The sequence below is a fragment of the Halodesulfovibrio aestuarii DSM 17919 = ATCC 29578 genome, from assembly GCF_000384815.1.
Lineage (GTDB): Bacteria > Desulfobacterota > Desulfovibrionia > Desulfovibrionales > Desulfovibrionaceae > Halodesulfovibrio > Halodesulfovibrio aestuarii.
The window spans coordinates 361759-378660 of record NZ_ARQF01000019.1; the positions used below are offsets into that span (position 1 = coordinate 361759).

A 16902-nucleotide genomic window follows, 5' to 3' on the forward strand; every position below is an offset into this window, starting at 1 on the left:
GTATTTTCTGTCTATCCACATGTCTGGACACTCATTGTTATATGTCCATAACAATTGTCGTAAGCCTATTTATACGTTTAAACCAAAGCTGCTTCAGCAAGATATATCGAACCATACGATGACACTGTTCGATATATCTTGCTGCGGACTGCTAGTCTGAATATCCCCCTCCCCCTCATGAAATTAGACCAAGACTGAAGCTTGTGTTTTATGTATCCGGCCCATTGTCCGCCATTCAACACGCTAATTCAATGGAATAATTACAGATTATCGGGTAAAAAAACTCTATTCCCCTTTATGCTACCAGTTCTCTGTGCCATCAATCTGAAGGGTATTTCTTAGCTTTGTCCACCTTCAAAAACCATTCGTTCCAGCCGACACAAGAAAATATCTTATTTTTTATGTTCGGCATTCTGTACCCATTTCGGACAATTAAAAGTAACACTTACGGAATATAACTGCATGCCAAAAGCTTGTAGCACGCCCTTAACTCTCACTAGAAAAAACAGCGGTTGAAGGCTTACTCATAATGACAAGGCATATGAGTAAGATAAGGAGTAAGCCTCCACCACCCGTGAACAATTGAGGTAACGTGCCTTTTGTGGAAGAAAAAGCAATAATTGTCATCAAACAAGATAAAAAAGGTGCATAAAACAAATTACTTCTACAGCCAGCGTTAACCATGTCCAGCTTCATCAAAAAACACCCCCAACACACGTATGCGATAGAAGCGACTGCAAAGCCAAAGCTTGCGAAAAATTCAGCCATAACACCGATGGAGGACCACCCTCGCACCCCACCTAATTGTATTTTCCATACTTGACTGAATGTTAGGACATCTTCGCCAAGAATTTTATGCAGATAACGCATAGGGATATCGAAACTTAAGTAGCTAAAAGTCGTACCATAATGCTCAAGACATAAAAATTCCTTCAACCCTTCAACAATAAAAATTCTTCGGAATAAATTTTTTAATAACAAGTCTAAAGAAATACCATAGGCTGCTGTTGAAAGGCACAAAAACACCACAATCACTCCAGCATAAACAAAAAACTTCCTTTTTATTTGGGAAGGGTTGGTAAGTAGCAATGCAACAAAACACCATGTTAAAAAAAATAAAATAGGCGTACGCTTCATTGTTCCAAGCAAAAAAAACAGACTAAAACAAAAGAATACTGCACTAAGAAAAAAAGTTAACTGAGGACGATAATTTTTCTTTCCAAGAATGAAAAACATCATCCCACTTAATGGCAAAAGAATCCTATAAAAAAGGGAAGTTATCGAAGGTCTAAAAATATAAGGAACCTCAATGGTTTTATGGCCATAATCGAATGCTAAGTTACGTAAATGAATCGATTCATTTGTGGTCAAAAACTTTATCAACGGAAAATCCGATACAAAATAAGCTCGCGCTAGCATATAAGACAAAGCTACTGTTCCCAACATTAAAGCAAAAACAAAATACTTATCGATATCAACCTGTCGCACTTCTCTTTTTCTACTCACGAAAAAACGACGCGCACAGTGGCCACCTATCAAAAAGCATAATTGAAACAATAACAATACTAAAACAGGGCGCACACCTGTGCCTCGACTTAATAAAGGAGATCCTTGGAAAAGAGATATTGAAACAATTGAAGTTAAGTTAATAAGACCTTGACAATCTGCATAAATCAAAAAAAAAGGCAGAGTTAGAAGCAAGCTAAAAAAAGAAAAAAAAAGCTTGTAAAAATAACAGCTCGTCCCCTTAACCAGCTTCAAATATAAAAAAAAGAGCACGCACTGAAATACAAAAAAAATCATGTAAAACAACATGTTAAAAACAAATCCTTATTTTAAGCTTAGTTAAACAAAACATTAGCTTGCTGCCTTAACTCAGCAAGCCACATTAGTTAATCCAGTCCAAAAGGTAAGACATCATAACGAGCTTTAACAGAACAATCAGAAGCAAGGTACCCCCCAAATGAACTCTACCTCCGTTATCGTCCTCTAACTCTTTCACATATTGTTACAACAACTAAATTAAAATCACTGTCTGCTCTAATCTTTCAAAGAATTTTAAAAAGACAAAGGCTCACTCTAAAACTCACGGCACTAAGGTATATTGTTATAGCCTGCAATAGCTAATGGTTACGACAACACGCTGATGACTCATCAATTCATACGTCATAGAGGCTACAAAAATAGTAGTCAACACAGAATTATAATAAGATCCATTAATATCAGAACTACCTATCATAATTAATGTAATAAAATCCCTGCAGATAATCCTTAGACGTTATTGAGGCTTAGAGTAAAATAACATCAAGCTATTATCATATTTTTTCAAAATAAAAATATGTGCCAAGCAATTCCAAACACATTGCCCAACGACCACTGCTAATGCCGCACCTCCAGCCCCCCCCCAATGGATGAAAGGGCCATATAACAACAACGACACGGTAAAACCAATCCACATCATTTTATGCAAGACTCCTTGGTCACCAGTCATCTGCAAGAATATGTCGTTCGGACCAGCTATTGCATTAATGCAATTCCCAATTGCTAAAATAATCATCGGGACATACGCAATGTTAAAATCCACACCATAAACAATCTCTAAAAGAACTTTTCCCAAAAGCACTAAAAAGACTGTTAACGGAATAGTGGCTAAACATATTAAGCGAGTTGTTTTTATACCAACGGAAAAAATGGTATCTCGTTCCTTTCGAGCATGTAATTCTGCGAATTTTGGCGCAACCATACTATTTACACACCCTAACGCAACATTGATAAGAATCGATGTATTCACTGCCACACTGTAATATCCAACGTTCTGTTCCGAAACAAAGAGACTGTACACAAGAATACTTATTTTACTCGTTGAAAAAACAAGTAAACTCACACCGCATAATGGAAGAGACGTCTTCAACAATAGCAGCAAATTCAAAGGACAATATTCACCTTGAGCACTAGGCTGCACTCGACGAAAAAGAAATACAAAAAAAACAATAGAGGCAGCAACAGCAACAACAGCAGAAATCAAACGAGCATAGACAACCCACAACCCAGCATAAGAATAGGCGATAATAAATATCAAAATAAACAAATTAGCTACAGGCGTTACCAGTTGTAACACTGAAAATATTTTTACTGCATCAATTGCTCTAAAAAAACTTAAAAACAAAGATCTTAAAGCATATGGTGCTATAAAAAAAGAACTAATCAGCATTGCAGTTTTTAACTGGTCCCTTCTTTCAAGAAACTTAATCCAAACATCTGACCCGAAATAAATAGAAGAGGACAGCAGGAAAGAGGTAACAAGAACATAAATCGAAACTCTAACAACAAAGGGGAAGGGTGAGTACTCACTCTCGATATGCCGTTTAGGAATAATAGCCAAAATAGACTGATTAAGCCCTGACAAAGATAACAAAGACAAAAGGGAAAGCAACGTGTGAACAACGCTAAGGACTCCAACAAGCTCTGCTCCATAATATCTTGCTACAAGGATATTATTTAAAAAACCAAGTGCAATAATTAATACTTTTGCAAAAAGTGCATACGCAGAACCTCGCAAAACAGCAAAAAAGTGACCATCATTTTTTCTAAACAAATCAATCAAGATAAATTCTCTACACTGGTTACAACATAGTTTGAGGTGGTCTCACGTTCAAGGAGCATTTTGCGGCAAAAAATAAAGTGGACAACTTAATGTTTCAAGCCACCTGATGAAAGCAATTATGAAATGGAAACCTTGTAGCCTATCACTAGTATATATATTCATAGGCTCCCCCCGTCAAAAACAAAAAGTGAGTGACGGGGATTATGAAGTCAAAACAGTCTAAAAGCATATGGCGCAACTACTTTCTGCCCTGAACTCTTTTAGGTAAACGTATTCATATTTCTAAGACCGCCAAGATCCTTCAATCATGATATAGTCCATTGACGTCTTCCCAATAAACTGAACCAGTTAAAAATAGAGAATTTTGGCAAACTAACCTATTGTGAATCAAGGAGTTTGCCATGAAAAAGACGAAGTTTACCGATGAGCAGATCGCTTTCGCCTTACGACAAGCTGAGACAGGGACAAGAGTCAAAGAGGTATGCCGTAAGATGGGCATATCAGAAGCTACGTTCTACAATTGGAAGAAGAAATATGGTGGGCTTGGAGTAAGCGAACTTCGACGCTTAAAGCAGCTTGAAGAGGAAAATAGGCAACTGAAAAAGCTTGTTGCAGCTTTGAGCCTTGATAAGCAAATGCTGCAGGATGTTCTCACAAAAAAGCTTTAAAGCCTGCTCAATTGATAAAATTTGCTGAACACCTGGAACAGGCTTATCAAGTCAGCGTGCGTAGGCGCTGCTCTGTCTTGTGCATGAGTAGATCAAGTTATTATTACAAGCCTACACGGAAAGATGACTCTGCGCTTCGTCTTCGCATTCGGGACATCGCCGAGACTAGAGTTCGATATGGTTGCCAAAGAATATATATTCTCTTGCGCAGGGAAGGTTGGTATGTGAATCATAAAAAGGTTCACAGGTTGTATTGCGAAGAAGGATTAAATCTGCGCTCCAAGCGGCCAAGACGACATGTTTCAGCCGCACACCGGATGGATCGCCCTGAACTCTCCAGTATTGACCAATGTTGGTCGATGGATTTCGTGGCAGATAACTTGTTCAACGGCCGAAGAATTCGCGCCTTAACTGTAGTTGATAATTTTAGTCGTGAATGCTTAGAAATCCATGTTGATCACGCCGTAAAAGGGCAACATGTCGTGAGCAGGCTTGAGTGGCTACGGTTGTTTGCAGGACGTAAGCCGCATCGTATTCAAGTAGATAATGGTAGCGAGTTCATTTCCAAGACACTCGATAAGTGGGCCTATGAAAATAATGTAACGCTGGACTTCTCAAGACCGGGAAAACCTACGGACAACCCGTTTATCGAGTCTTTTAACGGAAGTTTTCGGGATGAGTGTTTAAACACGCACTGGTTCCTATCACTTTTTGATGCTCGAAAGAAGATTGAAACATGGCGGAAAGAATATAACGAATTTCGTCCTCATTCTTCTCTTGAAAATATGACCCCAAACGACTTTGCCCGTACACAGATTGACCATTCAACTAGCCAAATTTCTCTAAAATCTACCGGTACAGATTAGGGGAAGACCTCACAATTGCGTCATCAATGTTGTATAAGGTGACCAATAATTGGTGCCTGTTTCCACGTGCTTTTTAGCGGCTGATGTCAGGTTCCATGCAGCATAACAGTTCTTATCCGCAAAAATTCTTTTTTAACTTAAGGGGCGTCCACTTTGATGGACATATTTTTTGCTCTGTCTGTTTCAAACATGAAACAGACAGAGGGCGATCTACCAGCTGAACGCTGATAAATACTACATTTTACTTTACGGTGGTGAATATACCATACGACTTACGCCTTTTCGCCATTATTCATTTCTTCCCGCTTGCCCGTTCGTAAATGGAATACGGACGTCCATATAGAATTACGTTTTTTGGTCACAAATATACACGGTGCATACATCGCTGTGGCTATCGGATTGAACATTAATGGCTGTGTTGTTGCTGCCACACTGCACGCAATAGTAGTAAATATAGTGTGTTGATATATAGGGAAATTTTATTATCTACCCACTTTGTTAAAGTAATTCTTTTGATCCAACAGGATCAACTACGGGCAGCTTATTATCAATTTTTAAATTCAATGTCAGAACAATAAAAAAGGCCATGCAATCTATTTGCATGGCCTTTTTGCTTTTATATCAAAAAAAATGATTCACGGCCTAACATTTACTACGTCTATGCGGTAATAAAAAGGACTTTTTAATGAGTAAAAACAAACTACTATATGGAGCAAAAATAGCACTCCTAACTGGATCAGGGAAAACACAATACAACAATCGAGGACAATCCATAAGATTCGCGAAGCGACTTCATCAGTTGGGTTACCGAGTACAACATTGGAAAAACATCTCGAATCGGCACATTGGAGTTGTCGTAGACGATTGGCAGCAACAGGGTCTAGCAGTATCCACCATCAAAGCATACCTATCAAGCGTACGCCAAATGTGTCGTGCATACGGTAATGACAGGATACATAAAAACAATAGTGAATTTGGGGTAGGAAAACGCTGCTATATTGCAACACAATCAAAAGCAGCACCCGAAATTGTCTACCGTGGGGTCCTTGACCAACTCCTTTCGGGATCAGAACGATTTCAAAGAATTGCACGCCAGCTAACCGTAATGCACGAACTGGGATTACGCCACGAAGAAACGCGAAAAATTAATCCAACAACCGCACTACTTCCCAAAGGTCGCATCTATATTTCTGCGGGCACCAAAGGGGGGCGGGACCGCATCCTGCACACCCCTTCCCAAAAACAAATCGATGCAGTTAAGAAGCTGGCACCCTTTATCGGGAAAAATAGCAACAGCGGGCCTGATGAAGTGTCAGAGGCGTCATGGAAAAAATACGTCTACAAAATTGTTGGTCGGATGGGACTATGCATTAGAGCCTGCGGCGCTTCCTTACATGGCCTGCGGCGCTTCCTTACATGGCCTGCGGCACGCATACGCTCAAGCTCGCCACAAAGATCTAACGAACCTACCTGCCCCTTGCCTTTACTCGTCACCTTCAGACTATCGAGAAGCGCCATACCAAGAACATGATGACACTTGGCGCAACAGACATGACCAAGCAATCAATATTCTTGCCCACGAATTAGGGCACAACCGTGGCGAAATCACCGCAACATATCTTGTCACCATTCATGGATAAATTTGTAAGTATTTTAAGCTGACATACTGCAATTTATTATTTCTAACATGCCGTGTCAGGACAAATTTTATTTTTATAATCATATATTTCATTATGTTAAAAAAGGTGCCATTTTTCTCATGCATGGTCCTTGCAATTCACAAGAAAAGACTGTCTATGTTTATTGGTTGGGGTTCATTTAAACAATTTTGTTTTGGAGGCGAGAACCACGTAACCGTTGTCAAAGGAGTTTATTAAAAAGCAGGGCAAAGTTATCCACCTGCATAAAAAAGGGTAACAAAGGCACAAAAACTATTTATGGCCGAACCTAAGAACTTAAAGACAAAAGAAGTAGTGCAATATTAAACTGTTCCGAAAGCCTTGTTAGGCGGCAGGATATGAAAGAAAAACTTGGTGCATTTTACATTGCGAAAAGGGCACTACGATTTCCAGAAGATAAGGTTGATGAATATATCAACGTACAGAAAAAACAGTCTTCAGATAATAGTTCTGAAGAACCAGCTGCAGTCAAAAAGACTCTTCGTAGAAAAAAGTTGCATTCAAACTTCAATTTGTTTTAACACCTTAGGTATAAACAAATAGTTTTTTTTATATAAGGAATTATATTATTGCGTTCCAAAGGTAAAGACTACAAAAGAAGAGCACACTCCATGCCGCCACTAGAAGACATACTAGATGTCCTAAAGGCATCTGCGAAAAGGAATTAACAGCGGCAAAACGTATTGAAATGAGACGGCTGACTTGGGATGACATCAAGTATATGGGTGAGCATAACGAGGATAGGAACGATGCAGGTGCAGCCTAAAAATAAATATTTTAAACTTACACCTTGCAGGGTAATATAATAAAAAAAGCACCTACATATGCATGTAAGTGCTTGAGTTTACTTTGGCGTCCCCAAGGGGATTTGAACCCCTGTCGCCTGCGTGAAAGGCAGGTGTCCTGGGCCAGGCTAGACGATGGGGACGCTTGTTTGTGCTTCGTGAGTTACCTCACGTGCGAGAACGTATTTATGGAAATCACTGCCGACTGTCAAACCATTTTTATCTTTTTTTTTGTTTATCTTGTCAAAAAAACTACGACGACAACGCACTGCAAATAAAGAGATTATATTATAAGATGTTACACGACACTCAAAGGATATTCGTTACACATTGCAAACCAGACTATTAGTATTTGCAGGGAGCAGGCTTAGTAGGTATCATTCACTTTTGTGAAACCCACTTTGCAGATGAAGCGGCAGCGATTCACCTTTCTCACACTTCTGATAACGCAGCCATGCCGCTATAATAGCAACCCCAACCACCTATCTATATATATGTCTTTACAAGAACGCCTTGGTCTTACGTCTAAGCCTGTCTACCTTATTGACGGCTCCGCATTTATTTTTCGGGCATTTTACGCCATGCAGCACCTTAAGCGTGCAGATGGTTTCCCAACAAACGCCCTTTTTATTGTTTCTCGTATTTTAATGAAAATGCTGCGGGATGAGTCTCCAGAGCATATTGCATTTGTTCTTGATGGACGTGGTAAAAACTTCCGCCACGAACTCTACGGAGAATACAAAGCTAACCGCTCAGCGACTCCTGAGGATTTGGTTTTGCAGCTTGAACCAATCAAAGCAATGGTGAAACACCTCGGTATCCACCTTATTGTCTCTGATGGCTGTGAAGCAGACGACTGCATTGCTGCGTTAGCAGGCAGACTCAAAAAAGACCATCCTGTTGTTATCGTCGGGGCTGATAAAGACTTAAAACAGTGCCTCGACACTAATGTCTTCCTCTGGGATCCGGGCACAAAGCAAGAAAAACTCACCACCCTTGAAGATTTTATTGAAGAAACCAACCTGACTCCGGCTCAATGGGCAGATTATCAGGCAATCATCGGCGATTCATCAGACAACATTCCGGGTGTACCCGGCATCGGCCCAAAAACTGCCGACAAAATCTTTGCCCAGTTTAAAACGCTTGAAGAAATCCGCGACGGTTTTGGCGAACTCAAGCCAAACCTGCAAAAAAAGTTTGCGGATCATCTCGACAATATGTTCGTCTTCCGCCAGCTCACGACACTCAACACCGACACCTGTGACAGCGAAAAGCTTGAAGACTTTAAACTGAAGCCAATTTCCCGTGATATCGTACTCGATTTTGTTAAAGAATACGAACTGCGCGCACTGGTACGCGAAGTAAATGCGCTTTCCCACGCAGACGAACCGGCACCGGAACCAAAAAAGAAAAAAGTTACTACCGACCAGCTTGGTCTTTTCGGTGGTGGTGAAAAAACTATTCCAGATGAGCCGGACGCACGCCCGGCCATGTCTGTCAGTGATGTCACAGGACTTACGTCCTGCAAAGACAAACGGGTGGCAGTGCTGCTGGCAGAACAGACGGAAAGCAACTCCGTATTAGTAGCCATTGAACAAGCAGAGTTCCTCTACGCTGGAAAAATGGATGAACTTGCTGAGTTCTGTACCGATGCAAAACAGATTATTACACCGGATGCAAAAGCACTTTTTCGTCAACATGCCGGCTGGTCTTCTGTCGATCCAAACAAATTGCTTGATCTGGGACTCATGGCCTATCTGCTAAACCCAGAGGATCGTGATTATTCATGGAAAAAGCTTTCCCGCAAAGCGGACGAACTGGAAATCTCCCGTAAAAACGGTGGCCTCCTTGCTATTGCTATTGCAGAAGAACTGGAACGAAGCCTTGATGGCGGACACTTGCGTCCACTTATGCTCGACATAGAACTTCCACTTGTGGGAGTTCTTGCGAACATGGAAGAGGCTGGCATCCGCATTGACCGTGAAGCCTTTGCAGAATTTCTAAAAGAAGTGCAAGCAGACCTCGACAATCTGACGCGTTCCATTTACGACATCGCTGGCAAGCCGTTCAATATTCGTTCTGCGCAACAGCTCGGTAAAATTCTGTTCGATGATTTGGGTCTTGCATCCAAAACAAAAACAAGCGGCGGCCAAGCTTCCACATCACAGGCAGTTCTCGAAAAATTGGCTGGCGAACACGAAATTATCGACCTCATTCTGGAATACAGAAAGCTCGAAAAGCTGCGTTCAACCTACCTTGAACCGCTTCCAAAGCTTGTTGACGAAAACGACCGCATCCACACTACGTTCAATCAGCTTGCAACGGCAACAGGCCGCTTGTCTTCAAGCAACCCGAACCTGCAAAACATTCCTGCACGTGGTGAATTCGGTACCCGTATGCGCAGTTGTTTCGTAGCCGCAGAAGGTAAAAAGCTTGTCTCTGCTGACTATTCTCAGGTGGAACTGCGAGTGCTTGCACATTGCTCACAGGATCCTACTCTGCTTGAAGCATTCAAGCAGGATAGAGATATCCATAGCAGCACAGCAGCGCTACTCTTCGATTCAACAGTTGAAGACGTTACCTCAGACCAGCGGCGTAATGCCAAGACCATCAACTTCGGTCTCATCTATGGTATGGGGCCACAAAAACTGGCTGGAGAACTCAAAATCACTCTTACCGAAGCTAAGGAGTTCATTAGGCGCTACTTTGAAAAATTACAGCACCTGAAAGAATTCTATGACAAGGTAGAAGAAGATGCCAAGTTGCATGGTTATGTGGCTACGCTTGCAGGCCGACGCAGGTACCTGCCGGAAATTACATCCGGTAACAACATGATGCAGTCACAGGCACGCAGGCAGGCGATTAACACAGTTATTCAGGGCAGCGCTGCCGATATCATTAAAATCGCCATGATTAAGACTGCAGAAGACCTGCAGCTTAAGCAGCTTAAAGCGCAGCTTATCCTGCAAATTCACGATGAATTGGTACTTGAAGTACCTACCGAGAATGCGGAAGCTGCGGCCAGCCGTCTTCAGGAGATCATGTCGAACATAGCACCTGATGGTAAAAACCTGATGGATGTACCTCTTAAGGTTGATGCAGGAATCGGTGACCGTTGGAACGAAGCCCATTAGCGCATCGTCAAGGCACTTGGCTCCCGTTTAGCTCGAAGGTTTGTTACGGTCGACTAACGTTACTGCGGCCTTCTAAACTCTCGCATACGATTTACATACTTCAACCTTGAGTTTTTCTTGTCTCCAGAGACTATATCATTATACACCCTGCCAAAGTGTTACAGCTTCTGGCATTCACACATAACTGGGGCGCGCATGCGAACCCAAACCTAACAGTACGGTTTACAGGAAACCGAATAGAACAGATGAAACACTTAATTCTCAAAAAAGGTGAAGACCGTCGCATCCGCCTCGGCCACCTCTGGATTTTCAGCAACGAAGTAGACACCAAAAAAAGCCCGCTCAAAGAATTTGAACCGGGTGAAAGTGCTGTAGTTGTTAACGCCCAAGGGCGTCCAATCGGCTCAGCATACGTGAACCCGAACTCTCTCATCTGCGCACGCATGATCAGCAACCGTCCTCACGAGGGACTGACTGAAGCATTGCTCGACAGACGCATTTCCCAGGCACTTACCCTGCGTGAGTCCATGTTCGACAAGCCCTTCTACCGCATGGTTTTCGCAGAAGGCGATTTCCTTCCGGGTCTGGTAATCGACCGTTACGACGATCTTCTCGTAGCGCAACTCACCACTGCGGGTATGGAAAAGATGAAAGATCAAATCACATCTGTTCTCTGCGACATCCTGCATCCAAAAGCAATTCTCTTCCGCAACGACTCTGCAAACCGTCCGCTTGAAGGTCTCGACCGTTATGTTGAGCAAGCTGTGGGCACTGTCCCTGCAAAAATTTGCCTTGAAGAAAATGGTGTAAAATTTGAAGTGCCTATGATTGAAGGTCAGAAAACCGGATGGTTCTACGATCAACGTACCAACCGCCGCGATTTTGCTTCTTTCTGTAACGGCAAACGCGTTCTGGATGCATTCTGTTATGCTGGCAGCTTCGGCTGTAATGCTGTTAAAGCTGGTGCTAAGGAAGTGACCTTCCTCGACGCTTCTAAAATTGCTCTCGACGCAGCCGTACACAATGCAAGCCTCAATGGTTCTCCTGATAAAGTAGATACTGTATACGGCGACGCACTCGACACTCTTCAGGAACTTAAAGATTCCGGCGCACAGTTTGACGTAATTTGTGTAGACCCTCCTGCGTTCATTAAACGCAAAAAAGCATTTAAAGAAGGTCTTTCTGCATACCAGCGTGTTAACAAACTTGCTATGGATCTCGTTGTAGACGGTGGCATCGTAACAAGCTGCTCCTGTTCCCAGCATCTTAGCGCGCAGGACTTGAATCGTGTTCTTCTACACGCCGCGTCCAAGTCTAAAACTCGCATTCAGACCCTCATTCAGGGTCATCAGGGCCCAGATCATCCTGTGCACCCAGCAATGCCGGAAACTCACTATCTCAAAAGCTACACAGTCCGAGTGTTTAAAAGCTAAACTTAACCACTCACAAATGTGCAATAAAAAGCTAGTGGAACATATGTTCCGCTAGCTTTCTTTTTTCCACGCGCACCCTTTCGCAATACATCATGCCGCATGCACCTTACTGCAACTCCTGCTAATTAAAACATCTCTCCCCCGCCCCAACACGTTTTCATGGCCAATACAACCAAATTGAAAAAATTGAAAAATAGCTCAACATACCCGCTTTTATTTTTTGCGTTGCCAATGTAAAGTCATCAAAGTGATATCAATTTGGAATGTAGCCAGCGTCCTCTTATTTGCAACACGCAATGGCTTGTAGCCAAGACAAAGCGACTTCATTCAAAATTAATAACAAATTAAGCAGTTAATAACATTTGCGGAGAAGATCATGCTTAACAAAAAAAGATTGTTAGCACCGGGGCCAACCCCCATTCCTGAACGTGTCCGTCTCGCATTAGCGCAAGACATGATCCATCACCGCAAACCTGAGTTCAAAGCCATTATGGGCCAAGTTCAGAAGCGGTTGCAGATACTTTTCGGCACCACGCAACCAGTTATGCCTCTGGCATGTTCCGGCACAGGTGTAATGACTGCGGCAGTCACCAACTTATTTGCAGCTGGTGAAAAGGTTCTGGTCATTGAAGCAGGTAAATTCGGTGAACGTTGGGCGGAAATTTGTGAAGCCAGCAACGTTGCTGTGGAAAAACTTGTCCTTGACTGGGGTCAGGCAGCTACTGCAGAAGCCGTTGCAAACATGCTCGATCTTCACCCTGACTGTACGGGTGTGCTCATCCAACTCTCTGAGACCTCAACTGGGGTATTGCATCCTGTTAATGAAATTGCAGAAGTGACTAAAGACCGTGATGTATTGCTTGTAGTTGACGGTATTTCTGCGGTTTCCATTTCTCCTTGCAGCATGGACGCATGGGATATCGACTGTCTGCTCACCGGATCACAAAAAGGACTCATGCTCCCTCCGGGACTGGGACTTATCGCCTGCAGCGAAAAAGCTTGGAAAAAAGCAGAATCCGTTACTCCTTCCTGCTTCTATTTCAACCTGCGCGCAGAAAAAGAAAAAATTTTACAAAATCAGACCTTGTTCACAACACCTGTAAGTCTTATTATCGGTCTTAATGAAAGCCTTACAATGTTTGAAGAAACAGGATTTGATGTCATCTTCAAAAAACAATGGGCTTTGACCATGATGGCACGCACTGCCGTTACGGAGATGGGATTAGAGCTGCTTGCCAAAGACCATTTCACATGGGGGCTCACAAGCGTACTCGTTCCAGAAAACGTTGATGCCGGTGCCGTGCTTGAATACGCTAAGGAAAACTTTGGTGTTATTCTCGCCGGTGGTCAGGCTCATATGAAAGGACGCCTTGTACGCATCGGACATATGGGTTGGGTAGATTGGGCAGACCTTGCTGCCGGTCTCCATGCTTTTGCCGAAGGTTGCAAAGCCTGTGGCGGCACAATCGCGTCCGGATATCTTGAAAAGAGTCTGCACGCATATCACAGCGCATTAAGCGCCTCTGACGTATCTTAAAGGAGTGCACTATGGCTGACCGCACCACCGAAAACTCCGGCATGCCGGAAGTAACTTTTTCCACATTCATTCTTTCCATCGGCTCTTCCGCTCTGGTACAGCTTGGCGAAGTACCGGATCCTGAGAGCGGGCAGATGATGGAGAATTTGCTCGCAGCGAAACACTCCATCGATATTCTGTCCATGTTGCAGGCAAAAACAAAAAGCTGCCTCGAAAAAGATGAAGAGCAGCTGCTCGACACTCTGCTCTACGACCTGCGTATGAAATACGTATTAAAGACCAAGTAACAACCAAAACAGGGTATAATGTAAATGGCACAGACTAAAGTAGGCTTAGTAGGGGTTACCGGATACACCGGAATGGAACTGATGCGCCTTTTGCAGAATCACGACCACTTCGAATTGGTGCGTGTTACCTCACGTGCTGAAGCCGGCAAGAAATTACGCGACATTTACCCGTTCATGCAGGGCATGGAAAATGGTGAACTGCCGATTACTGAACCGGATGCCGATGATCTTGCACAGGCGTGCGACCTCGTTTTTCTCGCAGTACCACATCGTACAGCTATGGAAATTGCCGCAGTTCTGCTGGAAAAAGGTCTTAAAGTTGTAGACCTCTCCGCCGATTTCCGACTGCGAAGCAAAGATGAATACGAGCATTGGTACGCGTGTGAACACACACAGAGCGAACTGCTGGAGAAAGCAGTATACGGCCTTCCGGAATTATACTCCGATGCAATTCCTCAGGCACAGCTTGTTGCAAACCCGGGCTGCTACCCGACTTCTGCAATCCTCGGCCTGTATCCTGCGCTTAAAGAAGGGTTCATCCTCAAAAGCGGCATCGTTGTTGACTCTAAATCCGGCACCACCGGTGCGGGTCGCAAAGCAAGCGTCGGCTCCCTCTTTTGCGAAGTTTCCGACAATTTCAAAGCATACGGACTCACTACGCACCGCCATACCCCAGAGATTGAGCAGGAACTATCTGTTATTGCAAAAGACGACATTACCGTTTCATTCAATACCCATCTCCTGCCAATTAACCGTGGTATTCTGTCTACAATCTACACAACTCTGACAGAAGAGATGACGCTGGACGACGTGCACGCAATTTATGAGGAAGCCTACCGCACTCACCCGTGGGTACGCGTACTGCCAATGGGCAAGCTTCCGGAAACTAAGCATGTCCGCGGAACAATGTTCTGTGACATCGGTCTCGCTATCGATAAGCGCACCAACCGCCTTATAGTCGTTAGTGCCATTGACAATCTTTGTCGTGGAGCCTCAGGACAGGCGCTCGCAAACGCAAACCTCATGTGCGGTATTAACATTAACGAGGGGCTAAAATTAGCGCCATTGATGCCGTAACGCATTTAATCTTAGACAATTAAAGGGATGAATCTGTATCAGATTCATCCCTTTTTTTTTATTCCTTTTGTCGCCTAATTGAAGAAATAAGTACCTTACACAATCCAAATATAACCCGACATAAGTATAAAAGAGAGCACTACGACCATTCTCGAACGTAGCTCTAATTACTTATCCATAATTGTAACACATCTCACCCAGCTATATGCAATAAGCTTTATCTACCCGTCTTTTTTTGAAAACGTTATTGTAAATCGTTGTGCCTTGTTAATGGGAAGAAAAAGTATTCACTAAAGAGTGCCCTTCCGTGCTACACAACACCCTCATTCGTTAAGTCATTATTTTTATAAAAAAAGTTAGTTTTTCATTAATAAAATTCGTTTTTCTGAACTACCAATCAATTTTTTTTATAATTTTACATTAGATCGATAGACACATGACGACCGTTAGTACGTGCTTCATTCCATTCAACTACAAATTGTCCGGAGCTTGCATCTGGTTACTGTTCAAAAACCAAAGCATTTTTATGAAGCATCACCCTTGTATATAGATGTTCTATTTTTTCAAAAAGTAACCGTTTACTTCAAAATAGAACAAAACGAACTGGGAGGTTTTGTTTATGGCTAATAAGGCATTTAGCGCTGCATGTATTGTTGCAGGTTCAACTATTGGTGCTGGTATGCTCGGTCTTCCTATGGCTGTTGGCAATCTTGGATTCACTATGAGTTGTGTTCTTCTTGTTTTTATGTGGGCGCTTGCGCTCTATTCCGGCCTACTGCTTGTCGAAGTAGATATGGAAGTCGGGCCAGGATTAAACTTTAATAAAATGGTTAAAAAAGTCTTAGGCTGGCCGGGCCAAGTCGTTGCAGTGCTAAGCCTTGGATTCCTCCTCTACGCCCTCCTTGTTGCATACATCACAGGCATGGGCAGTATCCTCGCCAATACCTTCCATGTTGCAGGAAGCGGCTCTGGAACCTCCCTTTGCTCACTAGTTTTCGCCCTTATCATGGCCTTCATTATTTTCTGTGGAACTAAAACAATTCTACGTTTTAACAACGTGTTCTTTATCACCATGCTCTGTGCCATGGCTTTTGCCTTCTTCTCATTAAGTTCCACAGTCAATTTCGATAACCTACTCGCTGTTGCACCTAATTATGACTACCTACTGGCGAGTCTGCCTATCTTATTCGCAGCATACGGTTATCACTTCTGTATTCCAAGCACCTGTAAAATTGTTGAAGGCAACAGAAACACTCTCTATTGGGCAATCATTATCGGAACAATTGCTCCTCTTGTATGCTACGTTCTATGGCTCTTCCTCGCTCTCGGCAGCGTGCCGATGACGCAGATTGATCAAATGGCTGGTAATGTAGACGCTCTGATTGCTTCCATTTCTCAAGGCTCTGTATTCATTAAAGCAGTGTTGTCTATTTTCGCATCATTTGCACTCGTGACCTCGTTTTTCGGCGTCGCCTTATCATTATATGACCTTGCTGCCGAGACTTTCAATCTTGGAGAGTCCCAGCTACACCGCGTTATAGCCACTATTGTTGTATTTGCACCCCCAATCATCGCTTCATATCTTTCCCCGGGCAGCTTTATTGCCGCTCTTGCCCACGCAGGGGTTGGCTTTGCAATTCTCTGTCTCTGCCTGCCATGTGCTATGAGCTGGAAACTGCGTAATGAACGCAGTAAAACAAACAGCGAAGCAGCATATGAAGTAGCTGGCGGCAAACTGAGTATCGCCTTTGCTTCTGTATGTGGCGTAGTTATTATTGTTGCAGCGTACATCTAGCAATCAACCCCGTAAAAAAAGCGCCTGTTAAAAAACA

General features: G+C 43.0%; 11 protein-coding genes, 1 tRNA gene and 1 pseudogene. 10 read left to right on the top strand and 3 right to left on the bottom strand.

From position 1 onward, the window contains the following. Positions 1–486: 486 nt before the first annotated feature. A complete protein-coding gene (locus F461_RS0105555; RefSeq protein WP_020000162.1) occupies positions 487–1815 on the bottom strand; it encodes an SPRY domain-containing protein in 1329 nt (442 codons plus the stop codon). Between the two features lie 463 nt (positions 1816–2278). Beyond that, on the bottom strand, positions 2279–3604 hold the full coding sequence (locus F461_RS0105560) for a lipopolysaccharide biosynthesis protein (RefSeq protein WP_020000163.1): 1326 nt from the start codon (positions 3602–3604) through the stop codon (positions 2279–2281). Between the two features lie 401 nt (positions 3605–4005). Here F461_RS0105560 and F461_RS17200 point away from each other — a divergent pair. The 4 genes and pseudogenes from F461_RS17200 to F461_RS0105580 all read left to right on the top strand — a co-directional run bounded on the left by F461_RS17200 (position 4006) and on the right by F461_RS0105580 (position 7338). After that, positions 4006–5138, top strand: a protein-coding gene (locus F461_RS17200) for an IS3 family transposase (RefSeq protein ID WP_143154812.1) whose coding sequence is annotated in 2 segments (ribosomal slippage) — positions 4006–4258 and positions 4258–5138 — 1134 coding nt in all. Because the reading frame shifts where the segments join, the coding sequence is not laid out codon by codon here. Between the two features lie 685 nt (positions 5139–5823). Continuing rightward, positions 5824–6081, top strand: a pseudogene (locus F461_RS19625) (phage integrase N-terminal domain-containing protein); the annotation flags it as partial. A gap of 361 nt (positions 6082–6442) precedes the next feature. Next, positions 6443–6778 carry a hypothetical protein gene (locus F461_RS19465; protein ID WP_235633767.1) on the top strand — a complete coding sequence of 112 codons (336 nt, stop codon included), beginning with the start codon at positions 6443–6445 and terminating at the stop codon, positions 6776–6778. Positions 6779–7155: 377 nt separating this feature from the next. Beyond that, complete coding sequence (locus F461_RS0105580; protein ID WP_020000166.1) at positions 7156–7338, top strand: hypothetical protein; 183 nt, start codon at positions 7156–7158, stop codon at positions 7336–7338. 329 nt (positions 7339–7667) lie between these two features. Here the strand turns inward: F461_RS0105580 and F461_RS0105585 are convergent. Beyond that, positions 7668–7745 (bottom strand) — tRNA-Glu (locus tag F461_RS0105585). Positions 7746–8096: 351 nt separating this feature from the next. Here F461_RS0105585 and polA point away from each other — a divergent pair. The 6 genes from polA (at position 8097) to F461_RS0105615 (ending at position 16865) form a co-directional block, all read left to right on the top strand. Continuing rightward, positions 8097–10736 (top strand): DNA polymerase I, encoded by a 2640-nt coding sequence (polA, locus tag F461_RS0105590; protein WP_020000167.1) that lies wholly within the window; start codon positions 8097–8099, stop codon positions 10734–10736. A 245-nt stretch (positions 10737–10981) separates the two neighbouring features. Further along, positions 10982–12169, top strand: coding sequence for a class I SAM-dependent rRNA methyltransferase (locus F461_RS0105595; RefSeq protein WP_020000168.1), 1188 nt, complete (start codon positions 10982–10984; stop codon positions 12167–12169). A gap of 376 nt (positions 12170–12545) precedes the next feature. After that, on the top strand, positions 12546–13706 hold the full coding sequence (locus F461_RS0105600; RefSeq protein ID WP_020000169.1) for a pyridoxal-phosphate-dependent aminotransferase family protein: 1161 nt from the start codon (positions 12546–12548) through the stop codon (positions 13704–13706). 11 nt (positions 13707–13717) lie between these two features. After that, complete coding sequence (locus F461_RS0105605) at positions 13718–13993, top strand: DUF1844 domain-containing protein (RefSeq protein ID WP_020000170.1); 276 nt, start codon at positions 13718–13720, stop codon at positions 13991–13993. Between the two features lie 24 nt (positions 13994–14017). After that, positions 14018–15070, top strand: a complete 1053-nt coding sequence (gene argC / locus F461_RS0105610) for an N-acetyl-gamma-glutamyl-phosphate reductase (RefSeq protein ID WP_020000171.1) — start codon at positions 14018–14020, stop codon at positions 15068–15070. Positions 15071–15689: 619 nt separating this feature from the next. Next, positions 15690–16865, top strand: a complete 1176-nt coding sequence (locus F461_RS0105615) for an amino acid permease (protein ID WP_020000172.1) — start codon at positions 15690–15692, stop codon at positions 16863–16865. The last annotated feature ends 37 nt before the right edge of the window (positions 16866–16902 follow it).

What these genes read in the sequence shown, in the direction of transcription:
- F461_RS0105555 (WP_020000162.1), bottom strand. Translation starts at nt 1,815, where the DNA reads ATGTTGTTTTACATGATTTTTTTTGTATTTCAGTGCGTGCTCTTTTTT.
- F461_RS19465 (WP_235633767.1), top strand. Translation starts at nt 6,443, where the DNA reads ATGAAGTGTCAGAGGCGTCATGGAAAAAATACGTCTACAAAATTGTTG.
- F461_RS0105580 (WP_020000166.1), top strand. Translation starts at nt 7,156, where the DNA reads ATGAAAGAAAAACTTGGTGCATTTTACATTGCGAAAAGGGCACTACGA.
- polA (WP_020000167.1), top strand. Translation starts at nt 8,097, where the DNA reads ATGTCTTTACAAGAACGCCTTGGTCTTACGTCTAAGCCTGTCTACCTT.
- F461_RS0105595 (WP_020000168.1), top strand. Translation starts at nt 10,982, where the DNA reads ATGAAACACTTAATTCTCAAAAAAGGTGAAGACCGTCGCATCCGCCTC.
- F461_RS0105600 (WP_020000169.1), top strand. Translation starts at nt 12,546, where the DNA reads ATGCTTAACAAAAAAAGATTGTTAGCACCGGGGCCAACCCCCATTCCT.
- F461_RS0105605 (WP_020000170.1), top strand. Translation starts at nt 13,718, where the DNA reads ATGGCTGACCGCACCACCGAAAACTCCGGCATGCCGGAAGTAACTTTT.
- argC (WP_020000171.1), top strand. Translation starts at nt 14,018, where the DNA reads ATGGCACAGACTAAAGTAGGCTTAGTAGGGGTTACCGGATACACCGGA.
- F461_RS0105615 (WP_020000172.1), top strand. Translation starts at nt 15,690, where the DNA reads ATGGCTAATAAGGCATTTAGCGCTGCATGTATTGTTGCAGGTTCAACT.